General features: G+C 68.6%; 32 protein-coding genes. 26 read left to right on the top strand and 6 right to left on the bottom strand.

Annotated features, from left to right (window positions below; all coding sequences use genetic code 11):
* From DEJ02_RS12480 to DEJ02_RS18495, 7 genes are all read left to right on the top strand, one after another.
* Positions 1–671: GH-E family nuclease (locus tag DEJ02_RS12480; RefSeq protein WP_181440351.1), on the top strand; the 671-nt coding region annotated here is incomplete at its 5' end.
* Positions 672–680: 9 nt separating this feature from the next.
* A complete protein-coding gene (locus tag DEJ02_RS12475; protein ID WP_111033299.1) occupies positions 681–1,451 on the top strand; it encodes an ankyrin repeat domain-containing protein in 771 nt (256 codons plus the stop codon).
* A complete protein-coding gene (locus DEJ02_RS12470; protein ID WP_111033298.1) occupies positions 1,448–1,993 on the top strand; it encodes a suppressor of fused domain protein in 546 nt (181 codons plus the stop codon). Before DEJ02_RS12475 ends, DEJ02_RS12470 begins: the two co-directional genes overlap by 4 nt.
* 30 nt (positions 1,994–2,023) lie before the next feature.
* A complete protein-coding gene (locus tag DEJ02_RS18320; protein ID WP_146249283.1) occupies positions 2,024–2,524 on the top strand; it encodes an SMI1/KNR4 family protein in 501 nt (166 codons plus the stop codon).
* Positions 2,525–2,527: 3 nt separating this feature from the next.
* Positions 2,528–3,079 carry an RNA 2'-phosphotransferase gene (locus tag DEJ02_RS12460; protein ID WP_111033296.1) on the top strand — a complete coding sequence of 184 codons (552 nt, stop codon included), beginning with the start codon at positions 2,528–2,530 and terminating at the stop codon, positions 3,077–3,079.
* Positions 3,079–3,840 (top strand): PoNe immunity protein domain-containing protein, encoded by a 762-nt coding sequence (locus DEJ02_RS12455; RefSeq protein WP_111033295.1) that lies wholly within the window; start codon positions 3,079–3,081, stop codon positions 3,838–3,840. The genes DEJ02_RS12460 and DEJ02_RS12455 overlap by 1 nt, the downstream gene beginning before the upstream one ends.
* A 578-nt stretch (positions 3,841–4,418) precedes the next feature.
* On the top strand, positions 4,419–4,595 hold the full coding sequence (locus DEJ02_RS18495) for a hypothetical protein (protein ID WP_181440350.1): 177 nt from the start codon (positions 4,419–4,421) through the stop codon (positions 4,593–4,595).
* Between the two features lie 30 nt (positions 4,596–4,625).
* On the opposite strand, the gene DEJ02_RS12445 is transcribed toward DEJ02_RS18495, so the two are convergent.
* A complete protein-coding gene (locus DEJ02_RS12445) occupies positions 4,626–5,726 on the bottom strand; it encodes a DUF1266 domain-containing protein (RefSeq protein ID WP_111033294.1) in 1,101 nt (366 codons plus the stop codon).
* Between the two features lie 23 nt (positions 5,727–5,749).
* Positions 5,750–7,012, bottom strand: coding sequence for a DNA recombination protein RmuC (locus DEJ02_RS12440; protein ID WP_111033293.1), 1,263 nt, complete (start codon positions 7,010–7,012; stop codon positions 5,750–5,752).
* A gap of 190 nt (positions 7,013–7,202) precedes the next feature.
* Here DEJ02_RS12440 and iolC point away from each other — a divergent pair, with 190 nt between their 5' ends.
* From iolC to DEJ02_RS12385, 11 genes are all read left to right on the top strand, one after another.
* A complete protein-coding gene (iolC, locus tag DEJ02_RS12435; RefSeq protein ID WP_110864409.1) occupies positions 7,203–8,243 on the top strand; it encodes a 5-dehydro-2-deoxygluconokinase in 1,041 nt (346 codons plus the stop codon).
* Positions 8,236–9,225, top strand: a complete 990-nt coding sequence (locus tag DEJ02_RS12430; RefSeq protein ID WP_035807563.1) for a class I fructose-bisphosphate aldolase — start codon at positions 8,236–8,238, stop codon at positions 9,223–9,225. The genes iolC and DEJ02_RS12430 overlap by 8 nt, the downstream gene beginning before the upstream one ends.
* Positions 9,222–10,733: a CoA-acylating methylmalonate-semialdehyde dehydrogenase gene (locus DEJ02_RS12425; protein ID WP_111033292.1), complete on the top strand. Its 1,512-nt coding sequence runs from the start codon at positions 9,222–9,224 to the stop codon at positions 10,731–10,733. The genes DEJ02_RS12430 and DEJ02_RS12425 overlap by 4 nt, the downstream gene beginning before the upstream one ends.
* Positions 10,734–10,741: 8 nt before the next feature.
* Positions 10,742–11,665, top strand: a complete 924-nt coding sequence (gene iolB, locus DEJ02_RS12420; protein WP_111033291.1) for a 5-deoxy-glucuronate isomerase — start codon at positions 10,742–10,744, stop codon at positions 11,663–11,665.
* A gap of 17 nt (positions 11,666–11,682) precedes the next feature.
* On the top strand, positions 11,683–13,572 hold the full coding sequence (gene iolD, locus DEJ02_RS12415) for a 3D-(3,5/4)-trihydroxycyclohexane-1,2-dione acylhydrolase (decyclizing) (RefSeq protein WP_181440352.1): 1,890 nt from the start codon (positions 11,683–11,685) through the stop codon (positions 13,570–13,572).
* A gap of 33 nt (positions 13,573–13,605) precedes the next feature.
* Positions 13,606–14,559: a sugar phosphate isomerase/epimerase gene (locus DEJ02_RS12410; RefSeq protein WP_017887103.1), complete on the top strand. Its 954-nt coding sequence runs from the start codon at positions 13,606–13,608 to the stop codon at positions 14,557–14,559.
* Between the two features lie 44 nt (positions 14,560–14,603).
* On the top strand, positions 14,604–15,677 hold the full coding sequence (locus DEJ02_RS12405) for a Gfo/Idh/MocA family protein (RefSeq protein ID WP_111033289.1): 1,074 nt from the start codon (positions 14,604–14,606) through the stop codon (positions 15,675–15,677).
* Positions 15,678–15,680: 3 nt separating this feature from the next.
* Positions 15,681–16,550 carry a sugar phosphate isomerase/epimerase family protein gene (locus DEJ02_RS12400; protein WP_110864413.1) on the top strand — a complete coding sequence of 290 codons (870 nt, stop codon included), beginning with the start codon at positions 15,681–15,683 and terminating at the stop codon, positions 16,548–16,550.
* The gene (locus tag DEJ02_RS12395; protein WP_111033288.1) at positions 16,547–17,659 is read left to right on the top strand and encodes a transaldolase family protein; all 1,113 of its coding nucleotides are present in this window, start codon (positions 16,547–16,549) and stop codon (positions 17,657–17,659) included. Before DEJ02_RS12400 ends, DEJ02_RS12395 begins: the two co-directional genes overlap by 4 nt.
* 218 nt (positions 17,660–17,877) lie before the next feature.
* Positions 17,878–19,071, top strand: coding sequence for a Gfo/Idh/MocA family protein (locus DEJ02_RS12390; protein WP_111033287.1), 1,194 nt, complete (start codon positions 17,878–17,880; stop codon positions 19,069–19,071).
* Between the two features lie 61 nt (positions 19,072–19,132).
* A complete protein-coding gene (locus DEJ02_RS12385) occupies positions 19,133–19,540 on the top strand; it encodes a tautomerase family protein (RefSeq protein ID WP_111033286.1) in 408 nt (135 codons plus the stop codon).
* 84 nt (positions 19,541–19,624) lie between these two features.
* Here DEJ02_RS12385 and DEJ02_RS12380 read toward each other — a convergent pair whose 3' ends face one another.
* Positions 19,625–20,383: a GntR family transcriptional regulator gene (locus DEJ02_RS12380; RefSeq protein WP_027464530.1), complete on the bottom strand. Its 759-nt coding sequence runs from the start codon at positions 20,381–20,383 to the stop codon at positions 19,625–19,627.
* 156 nt (positions 20,384–20,539) lie between these two features.
* A complete protein-coding gene (locus DEJ02_RS12375) occupies positions 20,540–21,205 on the bottom strand; it encodes an exonuclease domain-containing protein (RefSeq protein WP_027464531.1) in 666 nt (221 codons plus the stop codon).
* Positions 21,206–21,249: 44 nt separating this feature from the next.
* On the opposite strand from DEJ02_RS12375, the gene DEJ02_RS12370 reads away from it, so the two are divergent.
* Both DEJ02_RS12370 and ychF read left to right on the top strand, forming a co-directional pair.
* Positions 21,250–21,819, top strand: coding sequence for a hypothetical protein (locus tag DEJ02_RS12370; RefSeq protein WP_111033285.1), 570 nt, complete (start codon positions 21,250–21,252; stop codon positions 21,817–21,819).
* Between the two features lie 59 nt (positions 21,820–21,878).
* Positions 21,879–22,952 (top strand): redox-regulated ATPase YchF, encoded by a 1,074-nt coding sequence (gene ychF / locus DEJ02_RS12365; RefSeq protein WP_111033284.1) that lies wholly within the window; start codon positions 21,879–21,881, stop codon positions 22,950–22,952.
* A gap of 27 nt (positions 22,953–22,979) precedes the next feature.
* On the opposite strand, the gene DEJ02_RS12360 is transcribed toward ychF, so the two are convergent.
* Together DEJ02_RS12360 and DEJ02_RS12355 are read right to left on the bottom strand one after the other, a co-directional pair.
* Entirely contained in the window at positions 22,980–24,089 is a 1,110-nt protein-coding gene (locus tag DEJ02_RS12360) for a site-specific integrase (RefSeq protein ID WP_111033283.1), read from the bottom strand.
* Positions 24,082–24,654 carry a helix-turn-helix transcriptional regulator gene (locus tag DEJ02_RS12355; protein WP_111033282.1) on the bottom strand — a complete coding sequence of 191 codons (573 nt, stop codon included), beginning with the start codon at positions 24,652–24,654 and terminating at the stop codon, positions 24,082–24,084. Before DEJ02_RS12355 ends, DEJ02_RS12360 begins: the two co-directional genes overlap by 8 nt.
* A gap of 87 nt (positions 24,655–24,741) precedes the next feature.
* Between DEJ02_RS12355 and DEJ02_RS12350 the strand changes: the two genes are divergently transcribed.
* The 6 genes from DEJ02_RS12350 (at position 24,742) to DEJ02_RS12325 (ending at position 26,607) form a co-directional block, all read left to right on the top strand.
* The gene (locus DEJ02_RS12350) at positions 24,742–24,930 is read left to right on the top strand and encodes an AlpA family transcriptional regulator (RefSeq protein WP_111033281.1); all 189 of its coding nucleotides are present in this window, start codon (positions 24,742–24,744) and stop codon (positions 24,928–24,930) included.
* 110 nt (positions 24,931–25,040) lie between these two features.
* The gene (locus tag DEJ02_RS12345; RefSeq protein WP_181440349.1) at positions 25,041–25,400 is read left to right on the top strand and encodes a hypothetical protein; all 360 of its coding nucleotides are present in this window, start codon (positions 25,041–25,043) and stop codon (positions 25,398–25,400) included.
* Positions 25,400–25,624 carry a hypothetical protein gene (locus DEJ02_RS12340; RefSeq protein ID WP_111033279.1) on the top strand — a complete coding sequence of 75 codons (225 nt, stop codon included), beginning with the start codon at positions 25,400–25,402 and terminating at the stop codon, positions 25,622–25,624. The genes DEJ02_RS12345 and DEJ02_RS12340 overlap by 1 nt, the downstream gene beginning before the upstream one ends.
* A complete protein-coding gene (locus tag DEJ02_RS12335; protein WP_111033278.1) occupies positions 25,624–25,872 on the top strand; it encodes a hypothetical protein in 249 nt (82 codons plus the stop codon). Before DEJ02_RS12340 ends, DEJ02_RS12335 begins: the two co-directional genes overlap by 1 nt.
* On the top strand, positions 25,872–26,171 hold the full coding sequence (locus DEJ02_RS12330) for a hypothetical protein (RefSeq protein ID WP_111033277.1): 300 nt from the start codon (positions 25,872–25,874) through the stop codon (positions 26,169–26,171). Before DEJ02_RS12335 ends, DEJ02_RS12330 begins: the two co-directional genes overlap by 1 nt.
* A gap of 76 nt (positions 26,172–26,247) precedes the next feature.
* On the top strand, positions 26,248–26,607 hold the full coding sequence (locus DEJ02_RS12325) for a helix-turn-helix domain-containing protein (RefSeq protein WP_146249282.1): 360 nt from the start codon (positions 26,248–26,250) through the stop codon (positions 26,605–26,607).
* Positions 26,608–26,637 lie beyond the last annotated feature (30 nt).

The raw sequence follows: 26,637 nt of genomic DNA, 5'->3' as shown, positions 1-26,637 counted from the left end.
TGGTCATCGCGGCGATCGCGCTCGTGGTGTTGGCGGACACGTTGTACAAGATGAGCAAGGGCGAAGCCGACGGGTGGGACCTCGCGTTCTCCCTGCTCGACTGCGTCCCCGGTGCTGGTGCCCTGGGACGGGCAGCGGGCATCGCGCGGGTAGCTGGCAAGCTCGCAAGCGCTCCGAAGGTGGTCGCCGCCTCGACGAAGGCTGTCGAGACAGGCACGAAGATCAGGAGAACGCTGCGGGACGTCTCCCCAGAACTAGCCGCGCGTGTGCGCGCCAACCCAGCCGTCCGGAGCAGAGTTCAGCTGCGGAAAGACACCAAGTTGGCGATCATCCGGGACGCAGAGCGGACCCCTGACGGTGACATCCTTTCCGGTACCGGTACCGGTACCGTCATCCCGATCAAACGGTCGCCGGAGGGGCACCCTGTGCTGCATGATCCGAAGACGGGTCGTCCGTCTGACACCGGCATGACTGTGCCGGAGGCCGGAGCGGTGCATTACGGGCACCGCCCTGGCCACGAGTGGAGCGAGACCCGCATTCATGCCACGGAGAACGGGTGGAGTCGACGGCGCGTCATCGAACACGAGAACGATCCGAAGAAGTTCCGACTCGAGGATCCTGACGAGAACATGTCGCATGCGCACGAGGCCGGACGCGGAAGCGCTGGATAGAATCAACCGATGAGCACTGCAACCGACAGTTCTGCTTTCTGGGACGCGATCACGGCCGACGATCCGAGGGCGATCGCGAGGACAGCAGCTGAAGGTTTCGAAGCGTCGGCAGCGTCACGAGTGAACCCTGATGCCATCACGCCGCTCCACTTCGCCGCTCAGAACGGTGCGGTGCAAGCGATGCGAGCGCTCTTGGACCTCGGGGTGGAGGTAGACGCGCGGGATCGATGGGGGTCGACGGCTCTGCAACTCGCAGTAGCCAACTCGGGTGACGGCGGAATCGATCCGGTGACCCTCTTGCTCGCTGCCGGAGCCGATCCCTGCTCCGTCAACGACCTTGGCGCGACCCCGCTGAGCTACGCTCGAATCCTTGCGGACGCGCCCGCCGGTCTCATCACCGCGCTGCACCGAGATCGGGCGGTCGATGAGGACGAGGGGGATGGATCAGTCGTGTTTGAGGCCGCTGCGCGCGGGTCACTCGCCGATATTCAAGCCGCGGTTCGAGCCGATCCGGCCGTGCTTAACTCGACGGTAGATGGGGAGACCCCGCTTCGTCTCCTCGTCCGACGTGCTCTTCCTGTGCGACCAAATCGACCCAACCCGCACCCGCTCGCTGTGGGCGACGCGGTGTCGGGTGCAAATGCGATGCTGAGTGCCGGAGCCAAAGCCCGCAAGGTTGGTGCAGACGGCTTCACCGCTCAAGGGTTCGCGCGAGCATTCCTGGCGCCGAAGCCCCTGATCAAGACCCTTGACGCAGCGGCCAAGAAGGAGCGTGCATGACCCTGCCACGTGTTGTGCAAGACGTAGGATGGATTGCCTCGTTCCTCGGAGCCGATGTCGATGCTGCGCAGCAGGTCGGCGAGGTCGATGGGATCGACCTTCTGGCGATCTCCGGCCCCAAGGAACCGTTCGTCGTGGTGATGTCCGCGGGATTGGCTGAGCGTCCGATCGCAAGCATGTTTCCCCAAGAACTCCTCGTGACAGTGCAAGCTGACCACTGGGAAGGCGCGCTCATTCTGCTGCAGACCGCGTTGGAAGTCGCCCTTGAACGCGGGCGCGGGTTCAGCTACGGCGATCTGGTCGGGAACAGCGAACCGCTTCTCATCGGAACGCGCATCTCGGGCTTGATCGCCGATGTCAATCCGTGGCTCCCGGCAGAGTCAGCGACGCGTCGTGATGGCCGTGAAGTGCAGACCACGTTCGTCTCGATGCTCCCGCTGACTGACGAAGAGCTCGAGACGCTCACGCGCACACCAGAGACTGAGCGCGATTCGGAGCTCGGGAAACTCGATGATCGGGATCTCTTGAACCTCAAGCGCTGATGAACTTCGGGAAGCCGGAGCGGCCGAGGTTTGGACAGTGCGCTGAGGTACGAACTGGTCGAAAGCGAAGCCAGCCGGGTCTCACGACCTCCCGAAGCTCACCGGAGGGCCACAGTGAGGGAACGTAGGCTCACAACCGTCGAAGAACGGCAAATCGAAGCGCGTTTGATCGCGGTTGAGGGATTCCAGTATCCCGAACGATTCCAACGTGTCCTTGCACAGGACCCGCTTCCCGAAATCGATCCCTTCATGTGGACGTCTGAGTACGAGAACCAGGCAACGGACTGGGTTGACATTGTTGGGAAGCAGTATCCGACCCGTTCCCTCGTACCCTTCGCAAAGCACCAGGACACAGACGATGTGTTCTGCTTTGACGGTGGCGACCATTCGGGCAACCCTCCCGTGCTGATCATCCACACGTTCGCTTCGCCCGGGACGGAGTACCGGGGTCAGTGGACATCCTTCGACGTCTGGTGGGAGGAGATGGAGGAGCATCGAGCAGCGTGGGTCGCGGAGCGGGAAGAGGACTGAGGCATGCCTCGTAGGGACACGTCGATCAGCAAGGCGATGTCGCACGCGCTGCGGCACGAACCGCGTGCGTACGGGCTGGAGCTCGACGCCGACGGGAGCGTCCCGCTCGCAGACCTCGTAGACGCCTTGCAGCGGGCGGGCGTGGCAGCGTCCGAGGACGATGTTCACCGTGTGGTGGTCGGATCCGACAAGCAGCGCTTCGCCGTCGAAGGCGCCCGGATCCGTGCCCAGTACGGGCACTCGATCGACGAGCGCATCGTGAAGCAATCGATCGTTCCGCAGCCGGTGCTCTGGCACGCAACTTCCCCCGCTGCGGCTGAGTCGATCCTGCGCGACGGGCTCTTGCCGATGGGGCGCCAGTACGCGCATCTGACGACCGATCGCGAGCTGGCTCTGCAGGCTGGGCGGCGCAAGTCCACCGCTCCCGTCCTGTTGCGAATCGATGCAGCTCGCGCCCACCTGGAGGGCGTGGAGTTCTCGGAGGGGCACGACCGGGTGACCCTGGCCTTGTTCGTTCCCGCTCAGTACATCTCGGCGGAAACCTCCCGATCCTGATGCCGCTGTTCCGACGGAATGCTGGGCTGCGCCAGCGGGCGAGCGAGTTCAACGGTCGCTACTGGCGGAGTGCCATCCAAGTCACCTCAACCAACTGGGAGGGGCGCAGGGCAGCGGTGCACCGAGCAACGGATGCGGAGAAGCGACTGAGGGCGTTGCGCGGCGAATGGCACATGGGCCTCAAGCATCTGGTCGTGCAGTACTCCGCAGGTGTCAGCGTCGATGAGATCGGCGATGTAGCCGAGTCCGTCGCGGCCTCGTACCGTGCTTGGGTCACCTCCGCGCTCTCCGATGCCGGTCCTTCGCCCCGCCTCAGCGACGGGAACGAGTACTACATCAGCATCTTGCAACTTCTCGGGATCACGACGGGCTGTGGTCGGGACGACAGCGCGCGGACGATACTCGAGTCCGTGATCAGGCAGGGCGCGGATCCGTTGTTCTCGGCTCTTGCTTCTGCACACCGGCTGGCCCTTCCCAGCGGATCCCCTGCGGCTTCGACGCCCAGGGTTGCGCGGCCTCTGCTGGCGGTTCTTCAACGGCCCGAAGAAGCGGACCGCACGATCCAGACCTATCTGACGGACTGGCCAACGCGTATGAAGTCGATGAGCTGGATGGGGTCCCTGGAACGGGTCAGACCCGGTGACTCGTACGGTCAAGGTTTCATCGGGTACTGGGCGATGGAACTGCCTGCGGTGGCCAGTGCCATCGATGCGCACCTCGACGACGTTCTGTCGCCCTTCCTCCCAGCGGATCTCTTGTGAAGTTCGACAGATCTTTGGTCGGGCAGCCCAGGTGAGGCAACGATAGGAACGAGTGTCGACGGGGCAATCGCGTGCACTCCTCCCAGCGAGACTCTCGGTGAAGGCGGTCAACTGGCGGTCGAGCAGCGCCCTGTCGCTGCGAAGGCTCCTGGTCGCGACACGAACGAAGGTGGTTCAAGGTGATCGACGTCGAAGTACTCCGCACAGCGCTCGATCCGTCCTCGATGGACGTTCCGAAGCAGGTCCGGAACGCCTTCGAGAAGGCGGCTCGGGTGAAGTCGTTCGTCACGGTTCCGGGCGGGGCTGCGCTGATCTGGGGATCGGTGTTGATCGCGGTCTACGGGGACGCTCCCCGTGTGAGCACGGCGGCACGCGCGCTGCGCGTCCCTGACGAGGGTGTGTCCCACACCCAACGGACGAGGCAGCGTGGTGCCTACGCGGCGGTGGCATTCGCAGCCGCTCGCGACTCCGACCCACCATCGGTTGCGGCACGGACTGCCGGATGGACGGTGCGAGAGCCGTTGATGCAAGGGAAGGCGCTTCGGCACCACATCGACCGGTCTGCCGAGGAACGGGAGATGGACGAGTTCATGCCGGTTTCGGGGCACCTCGCCGCCTTCGCATCGGACATGGTGATCCTGGGGACCATGTGGCTGTTCGGCGGGTCTGACGCGTGGCCGATCGGGCGGATCGCAGCGGAGTGGGACCGCAACGCCGAGGCCGTCCGCGCGCTCCCCGGGTACTCCGACGCATGAGCCGTCGCCCCGACGGTGATCCTGTCGTGGTCAGGAGACCGACGCGTCGTCCTCGTCCGCCCACAGCGGGTCGCTGACGGTTCGGGGCAGTGGAGCTCCGGGCGACGCGGGCCACGGCAGCCGCGTGACCGGCCAGTTCGAGGCGAAGAGCTCACGCCGCCCGGCATCGAACTCCTGCACCGTCTTGAGCTCGTCGTAGACCAGGGCGTACGCGGCCCGCAGGTTGTCGAAGTAGTCGTCCCACGAGTCGAACAGGGTGAAGGCGACATCGGAGACCAGGTCGATCGACGACCAGGCATCGTCCTCGTTCAGGAGCCCGGCGGCGTACGCACCTCGGACGGCGGTGACCGCGTTCTTGACGTCCATCGACCAGAGCAGCTTCGGCGGGCGGTCCGCTCGGCGTTCGAGCAGGCTCGAGCCTGCCCACGGGTCGGTGCCGAGCAGTGAGGACAGCCGGGTGAGCCGGGTCTCACCCTCGGCGGATCGGCTCAACGCGAGGAACTGCCACGACACGCTCTTCGGGCCGAGCAGGTCGACGGCGAAGGCCTGTGCGTCCCGCCCGCTGGCGATCTTGTAGGTCTCGTCGAGTTCGCGGCGCAGGAACGTCAGCGGGGGCAGGGGGATCGTCACGAAGGGCGACGGCGTGGTGTCCTGCAGGTACTCGCCGCCGAGCTCCACCCGCGAACCGTACGGGGCGAGCGACGCCGGCCACCATCCTTCGTGGAAGTCGCCGAACGAGGCGAGCGCCAGCTGCTGCAGTCGGCGGACGGGCAGCTCGCGGGCGCCGGTGCGCTCCCGGTACCGCCGCTGTTCCCGCACCGGCAGCCCGATGTCACGGAGCGAGGTGATGAAGGTCAGCACGAACCACACGACGACGGCGATCAGGAAGCAGCGCCACACCGCCTGGATGCCGTACCCGAAGTGCTGCCGGACGTCGTACGGGGCGAGGATCGAGATCAGGAGCACGACGAAGAACGCCACGATCGCGACCGCCATGATGATCCACGCTGCGGCGCGGTCCCGTCGTCGCCCGGTCTGCTTCCGCGCCTTGGCAACCATCGCCCGGTGCCGCCAGCGTGGACGGACCGGGAACTCGCGGTCGCCGGGATGGTTCTGCAGTGCTTCCCCCATGACGATCGATCGTAGCGAGCGGCTCAGTCCTCGTCGACGGCGCCGACGAGCTCCGGCGCCGTGAGCAGCCGCGGCTCGTCCTCGATCGACGACGGGTCGGCGATGACCTTCGACTCGTCGAGCAGCGACAGCCGACGGGCGCTCGGCAGCACCTGGCGCTCGAGGGACCCGACGAACCGGTTGTAGTCGACGACGGAGCCCCGGATCGAGCGGCCGAGCTTGTCGACGTGCCCGGCCATCGTGGACAGCCGGCCGTAGAGCTCGCGGGAGACCTTGAAGAGCTCGTGGGCCTCTTGCGAGACGACGTCCTGCTGCCACGAGAACGCCACGGTCTTGAGCACGGACCACAGGGTCACGGGTGAGGCGAGTGCGATGCGCTTGCGGAAGGCGTGGTCGAGCAGCCCGGGGTCGGCGGCGAGGGCGCTCGAGATGAGGGACTCGGACGGGATGAAGGCGACGGTGAGCTCGGGGGAGGCGTCGTAGCCGGTCCAGTACTCCCGTGCGGCGAGGGCGTCGACGTGCGCTCGGAGCGTCTTGACGTGCTGGGCGATGAGCTGGTCGCGTCGAGCTGCCTCGGCACCGGTGGCGGTCGCCGGGATCTCGGCGGCCTGCAGGTAGGCGCTGAACGGCACCTTGGCGTCGACGGCGATGGTCTTGCCGCCGGGCAGGTGCACGACCATGTCCGGGCGGGCGGAGCCGACGGCGGTGGTGACGGAGGACTGCACGTCGAAGTCGACGCGTTCGAGCAGCCCGGCGGCCTCGACCACGTTGCGCAGCTGCGTCTCGCCCCAGACGCCGCGCGTGCTGTTCGACGACAGGGCGCTGGCCAGGGTGTCGGCAGTGGCGCGCAGGCGCTCTTCCGACTCGGCGGCCGACCGGAGCTGCGCCGACAGCGCGCCGTACTGCTCGCTCCGCGACTGCTCGAGCTCGGCGATCTTCGTGCGCATCACGTCGAGCGTCTGCGCCACGGGGCTGAGCGCGGAGAGCACCTTGGACTCGTTCTGGTTCCGTGCCGCGTCGACGCCGTGCATGCGCTGCACCAGGTGCTCGAGCTCGGCGGAGCGCCGCTCGAGCGAGTCGACCTGGCGGCGGTACTGCGTGTCCTGGGCGTCGAGGCGTTCCTCGGCGTCGCGCCGCACTGCCTCGAGCTGGCCGCGGAGTGCCTCGGCCGTCGCGCGGGCCGACGCGGCGTCGATGCCCGCGCGCGAGCGGGCGAGCGACCAGGCGACGACCGCACCGACGGCGATGCCGATCACGAGACCGATGACCAGGGCGAGGATCTGCATGTCGCGACCCTGGCAGAACCCACCGACACCGCGCCTCCCGGCACTCCGGCGCGCCCCGCAGAACCAGCGTGACCAGCGCCACGGGACCAACGTGACGGACCACGGAATCCATGTCATGACATTAGGGCAAACAGGGTGTACAGTCGTGATCGTCCGCCGATGAAGCCGCACGGAAGGTCCACCGCGTCGCATGACGAACCAAGCTCCCCACGCCTACGACGTGATCACGATGGGACGCGTCAGCGTCGACATCTACCCGCAGCAGACCGGCCCGCTCGAGGACGTCTCGACCTTCTCGAAGTCCGTCGGCGGCAGCGCCACGAACGTCGCCATCGCCGCTGCTCGACACGGCGCGGACGCCGCGGTCATCACCCGGACGGGCAACGACCCCTTCGGCCGGTACATCGCCCGCACGCTGCCCGAGTACGGGGTCGCCAACGCATTCGTCGAGACGGTGGAGGGGCTGAACACCCCCGTCGCCTTCTGCGAGATCTTCCCGCCGGACGACTTCCCGCTCTACTTCTACCGGGCCCCGAAGGCGCCGGACCTGATGATCACGGCGAAGTCCCTGCCGCTGCACGAGATCGAGCGCGCGAAGATCTTCTGGACCACGGTGACCGGCCTCAGCGAGGAGCCGAGCCGACAGGCGCACCACGTGGCGTACGAAGCCCGGTCCGCCGCGCAGAACAGCACGAAGACCCACACCGTGCTCGACCTGGACTACCGGTCGATGTTCTGGTCGAGCCCCGAGGCCGCGACGCGCGAGGTCGCGATCGCCCTCGAGCACGCCACCGTCGCCGTCGGCAACCGCGAGGAGTGCGAGGTGGCGGTCGGCGAGACCGACCCGGTCCGCGCCGCCGACGCGCTGCTCGACCGCGGTGTCGAGATCGCGATCGTCAAGCAGGGGCCGAAGGGCGTGCTGGCGAAGACCCGCGACGAGTTCGTCGAGTTCCGTCCGCACCACATCGACGTCGTGAACGGGCTCGGCTCGGGCGACGGCTTCGGCGGCGCGCTGACCCACGGGCTGCTGCAGGGCTGGAGTCTCGAGCGGATCCTGGCGTTCTGCAACGCCGCCGGCGCGATCGTCGCGACGCGGTTCGAGTGCTCGACGGCGATGCCGACGAGCGACGAGATCGAACAGTTCCTGACCGACAACCCGGCCGAGGGCACGACGCACACGGGTGCGACGCACACGGGTGAGACGCACACCGAGGAGAAGACCCATGCCTGAGCTCAGCCCCGCTGACTTCCAGCGCCTCCGCGACATCCGTGCCGGCCAGCCGGACCTGGTGCGTGCCACGCTCGACGCCCGCCGCAAGCGCTCCCTGCTCGCCGACGACGGCAAGCTCTTCATCGTCGCCGCCGACCACCCCGCACGCGGTGCGCTGGCGGTGCGTGACGACGAGTCCGCGATGGCGGACCGCTACGACCTGCTCGAGCGGCTCGTCACGGCCCTCGGCCGGCCGGGGGTCGACGGGGTGCTCGGCACCCCCGACATCCTCGAGGACCTCGCGCTGCTCGGCGCCCTCGACGGCAAGGTCGTCGTCGGGTCGATGAACCGCGGTGGACTCCGCGGCGCGACGTTCGAGATGGACGACCGGTACACGGCGTACTCGGCGCAGGCCATCAAGGACTCCGGGCTCGACTTCGCCAAGCTGCTGGTGCGCATCGCCCTGGAGGACTCGGGCACCGCGCCGACGCTCGAGGCCACGGCCCGCGCCGTCAGCGAGGCCGCGGCGCTCCAGCTGCCGATCATGCTCGAGCCGTTCATGTCCGAGTGGCGGGACGGCCGGGTCGTCAACGACCTGTCGGCCGATGCCGTGATCACCTCGATGGCGATCGCTGCGGGCCTCGGCGAGTCCAGCGCCTACAGCTGGCTCAAGATCCCCGTCGTCGACGACATGGAGCGCGTGATGGCCGCGACGACGCTGCCGACGCTGCTGCTCGGCGGCGACCCGGCTTCGCGCCCGCTGGAGACGTACGCCAAGTGGGCTGACGCCCTGGCCCTGCCCGGCGTCCGCGGCCTGGTCGTCGGACGCACCCTGCTCTACCCCTCGGACGGCGACGTCGCCGCCGCCGTGGACGTGGCCGCCGGTCTCGTCCACAGCCAGGAGGCCCGGGGCGGGTTCTCCACAGATGCCCACGACCCAGCCGCTCGGCTCGCGGGCGCCACCACCATGGACTCGTCCATCTCGGAAGGAAGCAACGCATGACGCTCACCGACACGACCACCACCACCGTCGGGCACTGGATCGACGGCAAGCGCGTCGAATCCGCGTCGGGCAACACCGCCCCCGTGTACGACCCGGCGATCGGCGTCGCGACCAAGCAGGTCGCGCTGGCCGACGAGTCCGAGATCCAGGCGGCCATCGGCAGCGCCAAGGCGGCGTTCCCCGGCTGGAGCAACCTGTCACTGGCCAAGCGCCAGGCGATCCTGTTCTCGTTCCGCGAGATCCTGAACCGCGACAAGGCCGAGCTGGCCGAGATCATCACGAGCGAGCACGGCAAGGTCCTCGACGACGCCATGGGCGAGATCGCCCGTGGGCAAGAGGTCGTGGAGCTCGCCACCAACATCCCGAGCCTGATGAAGGGTGAGTTCTCCGACCAGGTCTCGACCGGCATCGACGTCTACTCGATCCGCCAGCCGCTCGGCGTCGTGGGCATCATCAGCCCCTTCAACTTCCCGGCGATGGTGCCGCTCTGGTTCCTGCCGATCGCGATCGCCGCGGGCAACACCGTCGTGCTGAAGCCGAGCGAGAAGGACCCGTCGGCCGCCATCTGGCTCGCCGAGAAGTTCAAGGAGGCCGGGCTGCCCGACGGCGTCTTCAACGTGCTCAACGGCGACAAGCTGTCCGTCGACGGCCTGCTCACCAGCGACGACGTCGAGTCGATCTCGTTCGTCGGCTCCACGCCCATCGCGCAGTACGTCTACGAGACCGGTACCAAGCACGGCAAGCGCGTGCAGGCCCTCGGCGGCGCGAAGAACCACATGCTCGTCCTGCCGGACGCCGACCTCGACCTGGTCGCCGACAACGCGATCAACGCCGGCTTCGGTTCGGCCGGTGAACGCTGCATGGCGATCTCGGTCGTCGTCGCCGTCGAGCCGGTGGCCGACGAGCTCATCCAGAAGATCAAGGACCGCGCGGCGACCCTGCGCATCGGCGACGGTCGTCGCGGGTGCGACATGGGGCCGCTCGTCACGAAGCAGCACCGTGACAAGGTCGCCTCGTACATCGAGGTCGCAGAGCAGGACGGTGCGGTGGTTGTGGTGGACGGCCGCACCGTCCGACCCGACGGCGACGAGAACGGCTTCTGGCTGGGCCCGACGCTGATCGACCAGGTGCCCACGACCAGCCGCGTCTACACCGAGGAGATCTTCGGTCCGGTGCTGAGCGTCGTCCGCGTCGCCACCTACGAAGAGGGCCTCGAGCTCATCAACTCCGGCGCGTACGGCAACGGCACCGCGATCTTCACGAACGACGGTGGCGCCGCCCGACGCTTCCAGCGCGATGTGCAGGTCGGCATGATCGGCATCAACGTCCCGATCCCGGTGCCCGTCGCCTACTACTCGTTCGGCGGCTGGAAGAACTCGCTGTTCGGCGACCACAAGGCGTACGGCGCCGACGGCGTGAGCTTCTTCACCCGTCAGAAGGCGATCACGAGCCGGTGGCTCGACCCGTCGCACGGCGGCATCAACCTCGGCTTCCCGTCGAACAACTGACCCGCGGCATGGCGAACGAACAGCACCAGCACGACCAGTGGTTCATCCCGGCAGGCTCCCGGCCCGAGGCGGGCTGGACCGACGTGGTCGACGGTCGGATCGAGGGGTGGGCGCACACCGGACTCCGGACCGGCGCGCTGACCGACGGGGGCGAGCTGCGCCTCCCGGCCGACGCCGTGGAGCGCATCGTCGTGCCGCTCGCCGGGTCGTTCCACGTGACCCACTCGAGCGCTGCCGGCGACGGCGAGCAGACCCTGCAGGGGCGGGGGAGCGTCTTCGACGGCCCCACCGACGTCCTGTACCTGGGATCGGGCTCCGCGGCCACGATCACCGGCAGTGGCCGGTTCGCCGTCGCGGAAGCCCCCACCGACACCGTCAAGCCGACCACCTACGTGGCCCGGCCGGACGTGCCCGTGGAACTCCGCGGCGCCGGGCAGTCGAGCCGCCAGGTGCACAACTTCGGCACCCCGGCCGCGCTCGACGCTGTCAAGTTCATCGTGTGCGAAGTGATCACGCCGGCCGGCAACTGGTCGTCGTACCCGCCCCACAAGCACGATACGAACGTGCCCGGTTCTGAGTCGAACCTCGAGGAGATCTACTACTACGAGGCGGCGGTGTCCCGTGGGCTCGAGTCGATCGCGCCCGAGGCCGCCGACCCGTTCGCCCTGCACCGCACGTACGCCTCGGACGACCGCGCCATCGACGAGTTCCGGCAGGTCCGGACCGGCGACGTCGCCCTGGTGCCGTACGGCTGGCACGGTCCGGCGGTCGCCGCTCCGGGCTACGACATGTACTACCTGAACGTGATGGCCGGGCCCGACCCGGAGCGCGTCTGGAACATCACCGACGACCCCGCCCACGGGTGGGTCCGGCAGGCGTGGGCATCGGAATCGATCGACCCACGACTGCCCTACGAAAGGAAGCAGGCGTGACCACCACCACGCGGAAGATGACGGTCGGCCAGGCACTCGTCGAGTTCCTGGCCAACCAGTGGACCGTCGACGGCGACGTCCGCGAACGCACCATCCCGGGGATCTTCGGCATCTTCGGGCACGGCAACGTCGCCGGGGTCGGTCAGGCCATCAAGCAGCTCCACGTCGAGCAGCCCGGGTTGCTGCCGTACCACCAGGCTCGCAACGAGCAGGCGATGGTGCACGAGGCCGTCGGCTTCGCCCGCATGCACCGCCGCCGCGCGACCTACGCATCCACCGCGTCTGTGGGCCCGGGTGCCGCCAACATGCTGACCGCCGCGGCGCTCGCCACCACGAACCGGCTGCCGGCACTGCTGCTGCCGTCGGACACCTTCGCCACGCGCACCACGGACCCGGTGCTCCAGCAGATCGAGCTGCCGCACGACACGTCGTTGCAGGTGACCGACGCCTTCCGTCCGCTGTCGCGCTACTTCGACCGGGTGGAGCGTCCGGAGCAGCTGTTCTCGATTGCCCTCGCCGCGATGCGGGTCCTCACCGACCCGGCCGAGACCGGTGCGGTGACGATCGCCCTGCCCGAGGACGTCCAGGCCGAGGAGTTCGACGTGCCCGTCGCGTTCCTGCAGCCGCGCGAGTGGCACATCCGCCGTCCGCTGCCCGAGCGTGGCCCGCTCGAGCGGGCCGTGGCCGCGATCCGTGCCGGCCGGCGTCCCGTCATCGTGGCCGGCGGCGGGGTGCTGTACTCCGACGCCGCCGACGAGCTCCGCTCCTTCGTCGAGGCCACCGGCATCCCGGTCGGCACGTCGCAGGCCGGCGGCGGATCCCTGGTCTGGGACCACCCGCAGTACCTCGGCGGCATCGGCGCGACCGGCACCGCGGCCGCCAACGCGATCGCCGCCCAGGCCGACGTCGTCATCGGGATCGGCACCCGCTACAGCGACTTCACCACGGCGTCGCGGACGGCGTTCCAGAACCCCGACGTCACGTTCGTCAACGTCAACGTGGCCGCGTTCGACGCCTACAAGCACGGTTCGCAGCTGCCGCTGATCGCGGACGCCCGGGAGGCCCTGGTCGCCCTGACCGAGTCGCTCACGTCGGACACGGCGTACGTCGTCGAGCCCGGCTACGCGTCCGAGATCGCCTCGCTGAAGTCGGCGTGGGACGCCGCCGTCGACGGCGCGTTCGCGCCGTCCGGCGCGGACCTGCCCGGTCAGCCCGAGATCATCGGCGCCGTGCAGTCGGTCTCCGACCCGCGCGACGTCGTCATCCAGGCGGCGGGCTCACTGCCCGGCGACCTGCACAAGCTCTGGCGGGTGCGGGACGAGCTCGGGTACCACGTCGAGTACGCGTTCTCGTGCATGGGCTACGAGATCGCCGGTGGCATCGGGGTGCGACGCGGGGCTCCGGACCGCGACGCGATCGTGATGGTCGGTGACGGCAGCTACCTCATGCTGCACACCGAGCTCGTCACCGCCGTGGCCGAGGGCATCAAGATCATCGTCGTGCTCATCCAGAACCACGGGTACGCGTCGATCGGGCACCTGTCCGAGACCGTCGGCTCCGAGCGCTTCGGTACGAAGTACCGGTACCTCGACGAGACCGAGTCGTTCGAGAACGGCGAGCCCCTGCCCGTCGACCTCGCCGCCAACGCCCGCTCGTACGGCGTCGACGTCATCGAAGTGCAGCCCGGCCCGGACAGCATCGAAGACCTCAAGGCCGCACTGCGTCAGGCGAAGGCGAACGACCACACCACCCTGGTGCACATCGACTCCGACCCGCTGGTCTACGCCCCCGAGGGCGACGGCTGGTGGGACGTGCCGGTCGCGCAGACCTCCACCCTCCCCAGCACCCAGGCCGCCCGCGCCGAGTACGAGCAGCAGGTCGCCACGCAGCGTCCGCTGCTCGGCTGAACCGTTCACGAGACAGAAAGCGACAGCGACGTCATGACCGACACCGCCACCCCCATCGGCAGCCCCGCCACCGACGCGGCGCCCGCCTCGATCCGCATCGGCACCGCCCCGGACTCGTGGGGCGTCTGGTTCCCGGACGACCCGAAGCAGGTGCCGTGGCAGCGCTTCCTCGACGAGGCGTCCGCCGCCGGGTACGAGTGGATCGAGCTCGGCCCGTACGGGTACCTGCCGACCGACCCGTCGCAGCTGTCCGACGAGCTCGAGTCCCGCGGGCTCAAGCTGTCGGCTGGCACGGTCTTCACCGGGTTCCACAAGGGCGAGGACCAGTTCCAGCGTGCGTGGGACCAGGCCGTCGCGGTCGCCGGTCTGGCAGCGAAGCTCGGCGCCGAGCACCTGGTGACGATCCCGGACCTGTGGCGCTCGGACGCCACCGAAGAGGTGCTCGAGGCGCGCACGCTCACCGACGAGCAGTGGGAGCGTCTCGGCAAGGGCCACGACCAGCTCGGCAAGGCGCTGCTCGAGGAGTACGGCGTCCACCAGCAGTTCCACACCCACGCGGACAGCCACGTCGGCACCTACAAGGAGACCGTGCGGTTCCTCGAGGTCACGAACCCCGAGTACACCAACCTCTGCCTCGACACCGGCCACTTCGCCTACTACGGCGGCGACAACCTCAAGCTCATCGCCGCCCACCCGGAGCGCATCGGCTACCTGCACCTCAAGCAGGTCGACACCGACCTGCTGTTCGACGTGCTCAAGAACGACGTGCCGTTCGCCACCGCCGTGTCGCAGGGCATCATGACCGAGCCGCCGCACGGCACACCGGAGCTCGCCCCGATCATCGAGGCCGTCGCCGCGATCAACCCGGACGTCTTCGGCATCGTCGAGCAGGACATGTACGGCTGCTCCGTCGACGCCCCCGGCCCGATCGCCGAGCGCACCTTCCAGCACATCTTCGGCTCGACCTCGGCCGCCCGCGCCTCCTGACGCGCCGCCCACGCAGCGTCAACAACCACCAGGAGAACACCACCATGACCACCACGCAGAACCTCCGGGTCGCCGTCGTCGGCGCCGGCATGATGGGCGCCGACCACGTCCGTCGCATCACCGCCAAGATCTCGAACGCCGACGTCGTCGCCGTCGTCGAGCCCGACCAGGCCCGTGCCGCTGCGGCAGCCGCCCTGGCGCCCGGCGCGATCACCGCCGCGTCCTTCGACGAGGCGCTCGAGCAGACCGAGATCGACGCCGTCATCATCGCGACGCCGGGTTTCCTGCACGAGCCGATCCTGGTGACCGCGCTCGAGCGCGACCTCACCGTCCTGTGCGAGAAGCCGCTGACGACCAGCGCCGAGGACTCGCTGCGCATCGTCGAGCTCGAGCAGCAGCACGCCGCCCGGCCCGTCATCCAGGTCGGCTTCATGCGCCGGTTCGACGCCGGGTACCAGGAGCTCAAGGCCCTGCGCGAGTCGGGGGCGAACGGCGCCCTGCTCGCCCTGCACCACGCGCACCGCAACCCGACGACGCCGCCGAACTTCAGTGAGTCGATGCTCATCCACGACTCGGTGATCCACGAGATCGACATCATCCCGTTCCTGACCGGCGAAGCCATCACGAGCGTCGAGGTGAAGAAGCCGCGCAAGAACTCCCTCGCGCCGGCCGACCTGCCCGAGCCGCAGTTCGTCCTGTTCACCACCGAGTCCGGCACGATGGCGATCGTCGAGATCAACGTCAACGCCCAGTTCGGCTACCAGGTCACCACCGACGCCGTGTTCGAGTCCGGTGTCGCGTACATCGGCCGCGACACGTCGCTCTCGCTCGTCGCAGCCGGAGCGACCTCGCAGGGCGTCACGCCGTCCTTCAAGGAGCGCTTCGGTGCCGCCTACGACGAAGAGGTCCAGCGCTGGGTCGACGCTGCCCGGACCGGTGGCATCGACGGGCCGAGTGCCTGGGACGGCTACACCGCGTCCGTCGTCGCCGAGGTGGCGGTCCGGGCCCAGCAGTCCGGCGCGCACGAAGTGGTCGAGTACGCGGTCACGAAGCCGGCGTTCTACGACGAGACGAGCGACGCGACGAGCGACGCGACCGCCGCGCCCACCGGGGCCTGATCGATGCCGAAGATCGCGCTCGACCCGACCCCGTTCCACCACGACCTGTCGCTGCTCGAGTTCCCGCGCAAGGTCGCGGAGCTCGGCTACGAGTACCTGCAGCTCACCCCGCACAAGGACTTCATCCCCTTCTACCGGCACCCCAAGGCCGACGACGACCTGGTCGACGCGTTCGCCGCGGCCTGCCGGGACGCCGGGGTCCAGGTGGCGAGCGTGCTGCCCGTGCTGCGCTGGTCGGGTCCGGACGAGGACGCCCGACAGGCTGCGGTGCGGAAGTGGAAGCGGGTCATCGAGATCACGAAGCGCCTCGGCGTGGACACCATCAACACGGAGTTCTCCGGCCGCCCCGAGCGTGCCGAGGAGTCCGAGGACCAGTTCTACCGGTCGATGGAGGAACTGCTCCCGATCATCGAGGACGCCGGCATCCGTGTGCTCATCGACCCGCACCCCGACGACTTCGTCGAGGACGGGCTCGAGGCGCTCCGGGTGATCCGCGGCCTGAACTCGAAGCACGTCGGCTTCGTGTACGTCGCCTGCCACACGTTCCACTACGGCGGCAACATGGACGAGATCATCGACGCAGCCGGCGACTCGCTGCAGCTGGTCCACGTCGCCGACGCGTACGACCACCGTCGCTCCCATGGCCTGCGCTACATCACGAACCCGCCCGGCAACCCGGTCCGCGTGCACCAGCACCTGCCGGTCGGCCAGGCGGACGTCGACTTCGACGCCTTCTGGGCGGCGCTCGACCGGGTCGGTTTCTCGGCGCGCGAGGACACCGTCGCGGTCTCGAGCGTCTTCGCCGAGGACGAGAACGCCGACGCGGTGTCGCGGTTCCAGCTCGACACGATCACGAAGGGACTCCACCGATGACCACCACCCTCGAGACGCAGGCATTCACCGACGCCGACTCCCGTCCCGTCACCCTGCAGGCCGCGGAGCAGACCCCCACCGCCCTGTGGAACGACTCCGCCGACCCGCGCGAACTGTCGACCGCCATCCACGAGTACGGCGCCGTCGGTGCGACCTGCAACCCGGTGATCGCGTACACCTGCATCCAGCAGGACCCGGAGACCTGGGTCCCGCGCATCCGCGAGATCGCCGAGGAGCACCCGACGGCGGGGGAGTCCTGGATCGGCTGGAAGGCCGTCGAGGAGCTCTCCATCGCCGCCGCGGCGCAGCTGCTGCCCGCGTTCGAGGCGTCCGGAGGCCGGAACGGTCGACTGTCCATGCAGACCGACCCCCGGTTCCACCGCGACGCCGACGCGCTCGTCGAGCAGGCCGTCCGGTTCTCGCAGCTCGCGCCGAACATCATCGTGAAGATCCCCGCCACCAAGGTGGGCATCGCCGCGATCGAGGAAGCCGCCTACCGCGGGGTCTCGATCAACGCCACGGTGTCCTTCACGGTGCCGCAGGTCGTCGCCGTGGGCGAGGCCATCGAGCGCGCCCTCGACCGCCGTGCCGCCGAGGGCCTGCCGGAGCAGGAGTTCGGCCACGTCGTCACCCTGATGGCCGGCCGCTTCGACGACTGGCTGAAGACCGTCGTCAAGCGTGACCACGTGATGGTGGACCCGGGCATCCTCGAGTGGGCCGGTGTCGCCGCGGTGAAGAACGCCTACCGCGTCTTCCAGGAGCGTGGGTTCCGCTCGCGTGTGCTGGTCGCCGCGTTCCGCAACGCACTGCAGTGGTCGGAGTTCCAGGGTGGGGACCTGGTGGTGTCGCCGCCGTTCCAGTGGACGAAGGACATCAACGACAACGCGTTCCCGTTCCGTCCGCACGCCATCGACGACGAGGTCCCCGTGCACGTCATCGAGGCGCTCCGGGCCGCGACGCCGGAGTTCGCCCGCGGCTACGACGTGGACGGCATGACGATCGACGAGTTCGACCGCTTCGGTGCGACCGTCACGACGCTGCGGCAGTTCCTGGACGCCGACGCGAAGCTCGACGCCCTGGTCCGCGACATCATCGTCCCCGCGATCTGAAACGCGGTCTGAGACGCGATCTGATGCGTAGTGCGATCCGCAGTCGGAACCACGGGTCGCGCCCCGCGCGCTGACGCACCAGCCTGGAGGCCCGGTGCCGGTCCCCGAGACCGGCACCGGGCCTCCAGGCGGTTGCGTCATGTGCTGACAAAGTCCGCCGCATCGGCTACGCTCGTTGTCGCGCTCCAATGCGCGTCACCTGAACGAAGGAGTTCTCCATGGACAGCATCGGCGTCGGGCTGATCTCGGTCGGCTGGATGGGGCGGTTGCACTCGCGTGCCTACCGAGCGTTGCCGGACCACTTCCCGGAGCTCGGCGTCCAGCCGCGGCTCGTCGTCGCGGCCGACCCGATCGAGGCGGCCCGTGACCAGGCGGTGACGCGGCTCGGGTACGAGCGGGCCGTCGCCGACTACCACGAGGTCCTCGCCGACCCGGCGGTCGACGTCGTGTCGATCTGTTCGCCGAACTTCCTGCACAGCGAGATGGCCGTCGCCGCGGCCGAGGCGGGCAAGCCGTTCTGGATCGAGAAGCCCATGGGCCGGTACGCCAGCGACTCGCGCTCCATCCACCAGGCCGTGCAGCGGGCCGGCGTCATCACGAGCGTCGGCTTCAACTACCGGCACGCCCCGGCGATCGAGCGCGCCCGTGAACTCGTCCGCAGCGGGCGGCTCGGGCGCATCATGAACGTGCGCGGATCGTTGCTCGCCGACTACTCGTCCGACCCTGCTGCACCGCTGACCTGGCGCTTCGAGCGTGAGCGTGCCGGATCGGGTGTGCTCGGCGACCTGCTGTCGCACGGGCTCGACCTGGCGCAGTACGTGGTCGGACGGATCGCCTCGGTCAGTGCGCTCGCCGAGACGTTCATCGAGTCGCGCCCCCGTCCGGGTGCCGGCATCGTCGACCGCAGCGCCGCGGCGACCGGCGAGCTCGGTGCCGTCGAGAACGAGGACTACGCCGCGCTGCTGTTCCGGTTCGAGGACGGTGCGGTCGGCACGATGGACTCGAGTCGGGTCATGCGTGGGCCGCACGCCGAGTACACGCTCGAGATCTACGGCACCCGCGGTTCGGTCCGGTGGGACTTCCAGCGCCTCAACGAGCTCGAGGTGTACCTGGACGGGCAGGAGGTCGACGGGTACGCGACGCACTACGTCGCTCCCGGGGACGGTGACTTCGGTCGCTTCCAGCCCGGCGCCGGGACCGCGATGGGATACGACGACCTGAAGACGATCGAGGCGGCGCAGTTCATCGCGAGCGTGCAGCGCGGAGAGCAGCTCGCACCCTCGGTCGCCGACGGGCTGGCTGCCGCGTCGATCGTCGAGGCGGCGGAGGCCTCGCTGGTCGACGGCGCGTGGCACGACGTCGCTCGTGTCGACGGGCCGCTGACGTACGGGGCACCGACGCCGAGGTTCTAGACACGTGGCCGCCTCCGCTTGTTAGTATGTAAGGACAAGGTCCGAGTAACCAGGAGGCACCATGCCGCTCGTCCGTATCGACCTCGCCACCGGCCGCACGCCGGAGGCCGTCCGTGGCATCGCCGACGCCATCCATCAGGCCATCGTCGACGTGTACGGGATCCCGGTGCGTGACCGGTTCCAGGTGATCACCGAGCACCCGGCGCAGCAGATCATCGCCGAGGACGCCGGCCTGGGGTTCGAGCGCAGCGAGGGCGTGATCGTCATCCAGGTGTTCACGCAGCGCGGGCGGACCGACGAGGCGAAGGCGGCGCTGTACCGGGCGATCCACGACGCCCTCGCGGCGATCGGTGTCGCGTCCGAGGACGTCTTCATCGGCTACGTCGAGAACGGGCCGCAGGACTGGTCGTTCGGGTTCGGGCGTGCCCAGTACGTCACGGGCGAGCTCGGGGTGCCCGCGCTCGGTTGAGGCCGGTGCAGGGCCGCAGGCGGGGCGGTCACGACACCCCGCTCAGTTCCGCCGACAGCGTGTCGTGACCCCTCGACGAGCGGCCTACTTGTCGACGAGCGTGACCTCGAACGAGTACCGGTCGGGGCGGTAGCAGTGCACGCCGTACTCGACCGCACGGCCCGAGGCGTCGTACGCGGTACGGCTCATCGTGAGCACCGGGTCGCCGTCCTCGATCTCGAGCAGGCCAGCCTCTTCGTCGGTGACCGCACGGGCGCCGATCCGCTGCTTCGCCACCCGCATCGTCACGCCGCGGCCGCGCAGCAGCTGGTACAGCCCGTACGCCTGCAGGTCCTCGTCGGTCAGGTCGAGGAACTCCGGCGGCAGGTAGTTCTCGAGGATCGCCATCGGGACGTCCTCGGCGAACCGCACCCGCCGGATGTGCGCGACGGTCGTGCCGGGCTCGATGCTCAGTGCCGCGGCGACCTCGTCGGACGCGGGGACGTCGTTGCGCTGCAGGAGCTTCGTCGCCGGAGCCTGCGAACCCTGCGCCAGGTCGTCGTACAGGCTCGTCAACTCGACCTTGCGGGTCACCGGCCCGTGTACGACCTGGGTCCCGATGCCCCGGCGGCGCACCAGCAGACCCTTGTCGACGAGGTCCTGGATCGCGCGACGGATCGTCGGCCGCGACAGACCGAGACGCTCACCGAGGGCGATCTCGTTCTCGAGCCGGGCCCCTGGAGGCATCGCGCCGGAGCGGATCGACTCCTCGATGCGCGAGGCGACCTGGAAGTAGAGGGGCATGGGACCCGACCGGTCCAGGTCCATGAACAGGTCGGACGGCAGCTGGCCTTCGTTGGTCATCGCGGTCCTTCACACGTGCGGAGATGCCGGCGTCGGTGCCGACGGCATTGTCGTGACAATACCACCGGGGATGTGACACCCCGGCCGCGCGCAGCGGGCGTTGCGTCAGTCGGCGAACACCGTCAGACAGCGCAGACCCTCAGCCAGCGCAGACCGTCAGTCGGCGAACACCATCGGCCGGTTCGACAGCCGCGGCTGGTTCGCGGCCTTCGGCTTCTCGGCACGCGCACGGACCGGGGCGATCGTCACCCGGGTCACCGCGCCGAGCGCCTCCACCGTCTCGACCCCGTGGTGCCCGGCAGCGTGCACGACGATCGCGGCGCAGGCCTCGGCGTCGGCGGCGGCGTCGTGGTGCTGGAAGCCCTCGAACCCGGCGGCCATCGCGGCGACCGGCAGACGGTACGAGTCGAGCGTGTAGGTCTTGCGGGCCACCGCCAGGGAGCACAGCGAGTGGTGCTCGGCCAGGTCGATTCCCGTCGCGGAGCACCCACCGGCGATGACACCCATGTCGAAGCGGGCGTTGTGCGCCACCAGGACGTCACCCTCGGCGAAGGCCACCAGGTCGGGGTACTGCTGCTCCCACGTCTTGGCGTGCGTGACGTCCTCGGCGACGATGCCGTGGATCCGCGTGTTCCACTCCAGGAAGGCGTCGTGCCCGAACGGCGGGCGGATGAACCACGACGCCCGATCGACCACCCGGCCGGCGCGGACCTTCACGAGCCCGACGGAGCAGGCGCTGGCGGGCGAGCTGTTGGCGGTCTCGAAGTCGATCGCGGTGAAGTTCAACGGCACGGTCCCGATCGTCGCACGGGGTGCCGACATCGCCCTCCGTTCCCGTCGGCGTTGCGTGTGGCTACTGTCGGCGCATGGGGAACGAGGCCGACCGACGTCCGCTCGTCCTGGTGCTCGCCGGCGCCGGCTACGGGCAACAGGCGCCGCTGCTCTGGTGGACGAACGAGATCGCTCTCGCGTCGGGGTGCGAGGTCGTCGCGCCTCGATGGCACGTCGACGACGCTGCCGGTGCCGATCCGGTCGGGTTCGTCGAGACCGCTGTCGCCGCCGCCCTGGGGGACCGGCTACCGGACCTCGTCGTCGCGAAGTCGTTCGGCTGCTTCGCCTTGCCGTGGGCGATCCGCCACGAGGTGCCCGGCGTCTGGCTGACGCCGGTCCTCACCCACGACGACGTGGCCACGGCGCTCGCCGCTGCCAGCGACGCGCACGTCGCGATCGGGGGTGGAGACGACACCATGTGGCGGCCCGAGCGGGTCTCGGGGACTGCTGCGCGCCTCCAGACCGTCGACCGTGCCGACCACTCGCTCCAGGTGCCGGGGGACTGGCGGCGATCGCAGCGGCTGCAGGCCGACGTCTTCGACGTCGTCGAGCGCCGCATCACGGCCCTGCGGCCCCCGACGGACGGGCCGCGTCCGCTGATCTGACGGACGGACTGGAGGCCCGGGTCGGCTCCGACAGGCCGCCGCCGGTAGGCTCTTCTTCCGTGGCTCTCACCATCGGAATCGTCGGTCTCCCGAACGTCGGCAAGTCGACCCTGTTCAACGCCCTGACCAAGAACCAGGTCCTCGCCGCGAACTACCCCTTCGCGACGATCGAGCCGAACGTCGGGGTGGTGAACCTGCCCGACTCGCGGCTCGACCAGCTCGCCGAGCTCTTCCACTCGGAGAAGACCGTGCCGGCGCCGGTGTCGTTCGTCGACATCGCGGGCATCGTCAAGGGCGCGAGCGAGGGTGAAGGCCTGGGCAACAAGTTCCTCGCCAACATCCGCGAAGCCGACGCCATCGCGCAGGTCGTCCGCGGCTTCACCGACGACGACGTCGTGCACGTCGCGAACAAGGTCTCCCCGAAGGACGACCTCGAGGTCATCAACACCGAGCTGATCCTCGCCGACATGGAGACCATCGACAAGGCGCTCCCGCGGTACGAGAAGATGCTCAAGCTCAAGCAGGCCGAGCCGGCCGTGCTCGAGACCGCTCGCGAGGCCCGTGCCGCGCTCGAGCAGGGCACCCTGCTCTCCGCCACGAAGATCGACCTGTCCCCGATCGCCGAGCTCGGGTTGCTCAGCGCGAAGCCCTTCATCTTCGTGTTCAACGTGGACGAGGCGATCCTGACCGACGAGTCCCGCAAGGCCGAACTGGCTGCGCTCGTCGCACCCGCGCAGGCCGTGTTCCTCGACGCCCAGGTCGAGTCGGAGCTCATCGACCTCGACCCGGCCGACGCCGCCGAACTGCTCGAGTCGACCGGGCAGACCGAGTCGGGCCTCGACCAGCTCGCCCGCATCGGGTTCGACACCCTCGGGCTGCAGACCTACCTGACGGCCGGTCCGAAGGAAGCCCGTGCGTGGACGATCGGCAAGGGGTGGAAGGCTCCCCAGGCTGCCGGCGTCATCCACACCGACTTCGAGAAGGGCTTCATCAAGGCCGAGGTCATCTCGTTCGACGACCTGGTCGAGACCGGCTCGATCGCCGAGGCCCGCGCTGCCGGCAAGGCCCGCATCGAGGGCAAGGACTACGTCATGCAGGACGGCGACGTGGTGGAGTTCCGCTTCAACAACTAGCAGGCCCGGAACGACGCCGATCTGGGGCTATTCGGCCGCTGTGGTCCGCGAAGAGTCCGCAGAATCGCCCGCCACCTCCCGCATGAGCCCTGCGGTCGCGGACCGGGTCCGGTCGTCCGCATTCGGCCACAGATGGCTGTAGGTATTCAGCGTCACCGATGCGGACCGGTGACCGAGGGCCCTCTGCACCGTGACGACGTCGCATCCGGCGGCGATCAGGCCTGACGCGAAGAAGTGCCGACAATCGTGCAGCTTGAACGGCTCGACGCCCGCTGCCTCGATCGTCTTCGTCCAGTGGTAGTAGATCGTGTTTCCGTGGGGCGGCTGTCCAGCCGACCCGACGAACAGCCACCGCTCGTCGCCGCGCACACCGACCTCGGAGACGTGCCAGGAGAGGTCTCGAGCCAGCTCGTCAGGGATCGGCACCGTCCTCTCCGACCCGTACTTCGGCGCGGAGATGCGTACCGCCTGACCGTCGCTCCCGCGCTGTACCTGGCGGCGTACCCGCAGCGTCCGCTCGAGCCATGCGACATCGTCAACCTGCACCCCTGACGCTTCGCCGAGCCGCAGGCCAGCGAACGCAGCGAGACGCACGTACGTCTTGAACCAGGGTTCGGCCGCGTCGATGACTGCCCGCATCTCGTCGGGCGTGGGTAGGCGCATGGCCTGGTCAGCCCGTCGTCGTCGGGGGAGTACGACGCCCTCTGCGGGATCCTCGGCAAGGTATCGATCCCGCACCGCGGCACGCAGGGCTGAACGAACGTTGTTGACACGCGTGTGCACGGTCGATGGTTGGAGGTCGTCCGACATCGATTTGACCCACGCCTCAACGTGAGATCGCCGCAGCTTGCCGAACGGCACCTCGAGGAACGAGCACTTCGTGACGGCGAGATCCATCGCGACCTTCGTCGTCGGCTCCCAGATCTGGCGTGGGGACCAGTCGGCGTAGTAGCTCGCCAAAGTCGTCGTGGAGCGCGACGGGGCCACGTAGGTGCCAGTGTGACGGCGCGCGGCAACCTCGTTGAGCCAGTCCTGCCCGTCCCGCTTGCGGTCAAAGTGACGCGAGTGTTCCCGCCCCTCGTCGTCCCGGTACCGCGCTCGCCACTTGCCGTTCGGGCGTTGCCGGATGCTACTCATCGTCGGGGCCTGCAAACTCGTCAACGGCTGACTGTGCGACTGCGCCGAGCACTCGACGCACGGCGTCTCGGAGCTCTTCTGAGTCGAATCGTGTTCCTAGGGCGTTGTGCATGAAGTTCGATTGCCACTCCTGCACGAGGTGATCCATGAGCGCCACAGCATCCGTCGGCGGCTTGTCGAAGGTCAGTTCGCGCAAGACCTCGGGGTGGCCTTCGGCCACGAACGCCAGCCCGCTCAACTCATCGGCGGCGACGGTGAGCGCACGGTGAGCGAGATGAAGCGCGTCGTCTGTCGACTTCTGACGGCGAGCAAAATCCTCCGCAGGAGGCACTGCCTCCTCGAAGTCTGCGAGCGAGAACCGGAGCACTCGCGCGATGACGATGGCTTCGCTGAGTCGAAGCGCGCGAGTGCCCTTCTCGATGCGTGAGATCGCCGAGTTGTCGAGTACCAGGCCCTGCGACGCGAGCCCGTCCGAAAGCTCCTTCTGACTGATCCCGAGCGCGCGTCGGCTCTCGAAGACCATCGATCCGAAGCGCTGCTCCGGAGTCCACTCGTTGGATTGCATTGCCGCAGCCTATTGCACACTCGCCGAGGTTGGGTATAGTTGCAGCAACGCAGGCCGCTGCGAAACTGCAAACGAAAGGAACCGAGCATGGCTGCCGTCGTAGTCCTACTCACGCTCACCGAGACCGCTGAACGCATCCGGCGATCGCCGGCGGCCCTCCGCTACATGATCCACAAGGGAACCGCTCCTAAGTCCGCTCTTCTTGCCGGCCGCCGGTTCTTCAAGGAGGACGACGTCACAGAGTGGATCGAGACCGCCTTCGCGGAGGCCTCTTGAGCACGAAAAAGGCCCGGGGTGCAACCCGGGCCGAATCCAAATCCCAGCATCGCAACCAGAACGGACAGAAGACAGTGAACACCACGACCGCACCGACCTGCAAGATCTCGATGACCCTCACCACGGCCGAGTTCACCGAACTCGACTGGAAGAAGGTATCGAGCCCCGTCATCGTCCTCGTCACGTGCACGGAGGCTGGTTGCTACGGCTTCGGCACCCAGCACGTCCTCGAATGGGGAGACCTGCTGAAGCACACCGCGTACATCGCCTCGAACGAGGCAGACGTCCGCATCGAGGTGTCGAAGATCTCGCACTGCCGCGAGATCCCCGTCGCAGAAGCCGACTGGTACGTGACCGGGTTCCTGATCGATGACACGAAGCGCCTCACTCCTGAGCGCGTCGCGTTCTTCACCGCCCACTACAACAGCGCCGTAGCGCTCGCGGCCGAGCTGAACGGGGAGTCCCACTGATGGACGACGTCACCAAGCTCGTCGAGCTCGAACGTACCGCCGCCGGTCGATCGGAGATCCTCATCGACGCCCAGCCCAGCCAGTTCAGCGACGGCTACACGCTCATCCTCAGCGCAACCGACGCGCTCCGACTGGCGCACGCGATCGTCGCCCGGGTTTCCGACATTCGGACCTCACCCCTCGCGGTCCCCCTGCTCGCTCCGACGCTGCAGGTGGCTGCCTGATGGCCGACGTCACAGCGATCCGTCCGGAACCGGTCGCAGCGACTCTCGAGACTGCGTCCGCAGTCGAGGTGACGAACGGGTGGACGCAGGACGAGGGCAAGCCTCGGACCCGCCAGCTCGACGTCGTGCTCCTCATGCTCAATGGAGACGGCACACGCGAGCTCGCGTGGCACGGGAACCCGATTGAAGCTGATCATCTCGCCGCGGAGCTCAGCGCCATGGCGAACCGTGTCCGGCGGGTCAGCTGATGGATGCCACGGCCTACGAGCGGTGCACACAGCGAGGCTGCATCCGATTCGGTCTCTGGCACACCTCCCGCGACACCGGGCACCGCTTCCGCACCGTCCGCACAGCGCTCGCCGCAGTGTCGATCGAGAAGCGCGACGAGGACGGGCCCTGGACCGTCTGGCTCGCTCGAGGCGATGCCGAGCCGGTCCAGGTGAACGCCCCGCCCGACCCGACGACCGACGTCGCCCACGAGGACCACATGGAGCTCCGTGTGGCCGTCCTGTACGCGCTTCGCAGCGCCGAGAAGTTCAACACCTGAACCGCGGCCATCAACAATCACGACAGGAGGTGCGTGTGACCAGACACACCACCGACGTTCCTGCGAGGTGCACCCGGTGAGCGTCGAGGCGATCGAGTGGGCGTTCCAGCAGGAGGGGATGTCAGTGACCCAGAAGGCAGTCCTCGTGTCCCTCGGGGATCACTACAACCGGAAGCTCCACTACGCCTTCCCCTCCCACTCCACCCTCGCGCGCCGCTGCTCAGCGGCCCGCTCGACCGTGCAGACCGCGCTGCTCGATCTCGAGAACAAGCTCGGCCTCATCGTCTCCGAGTCGCGCGTCGACAGGAACGGCCGGCAGACGTCCAGCCGGTACTACCTCCCCGACTTTGACCCGCTGTCTCGTCCTGGAGCCATCGAGATCGACGAAGGGGGGACTGCCCGGCAGCCGGGCACACCCCTACCGAGAGCCGGGTAGGGACTGCCCGGCTCCCGGGCACCCCCTGCC

This window comes from Curtobacterium sp. MCLR17_042 (assembly GCF_003234695.1).
GTDB classification, from domain to species: Bacteria; Actinomycetota; Actinomycetes; order Actinomycetales; family Microbacteriaceae; genus Curtobacterium; species Curtobacterium flaccumfaciens.
Note: the sequence above shows the minus strand (reverse complement) of the source record. Positions and strands in the feature narration are given on the sequence as shown.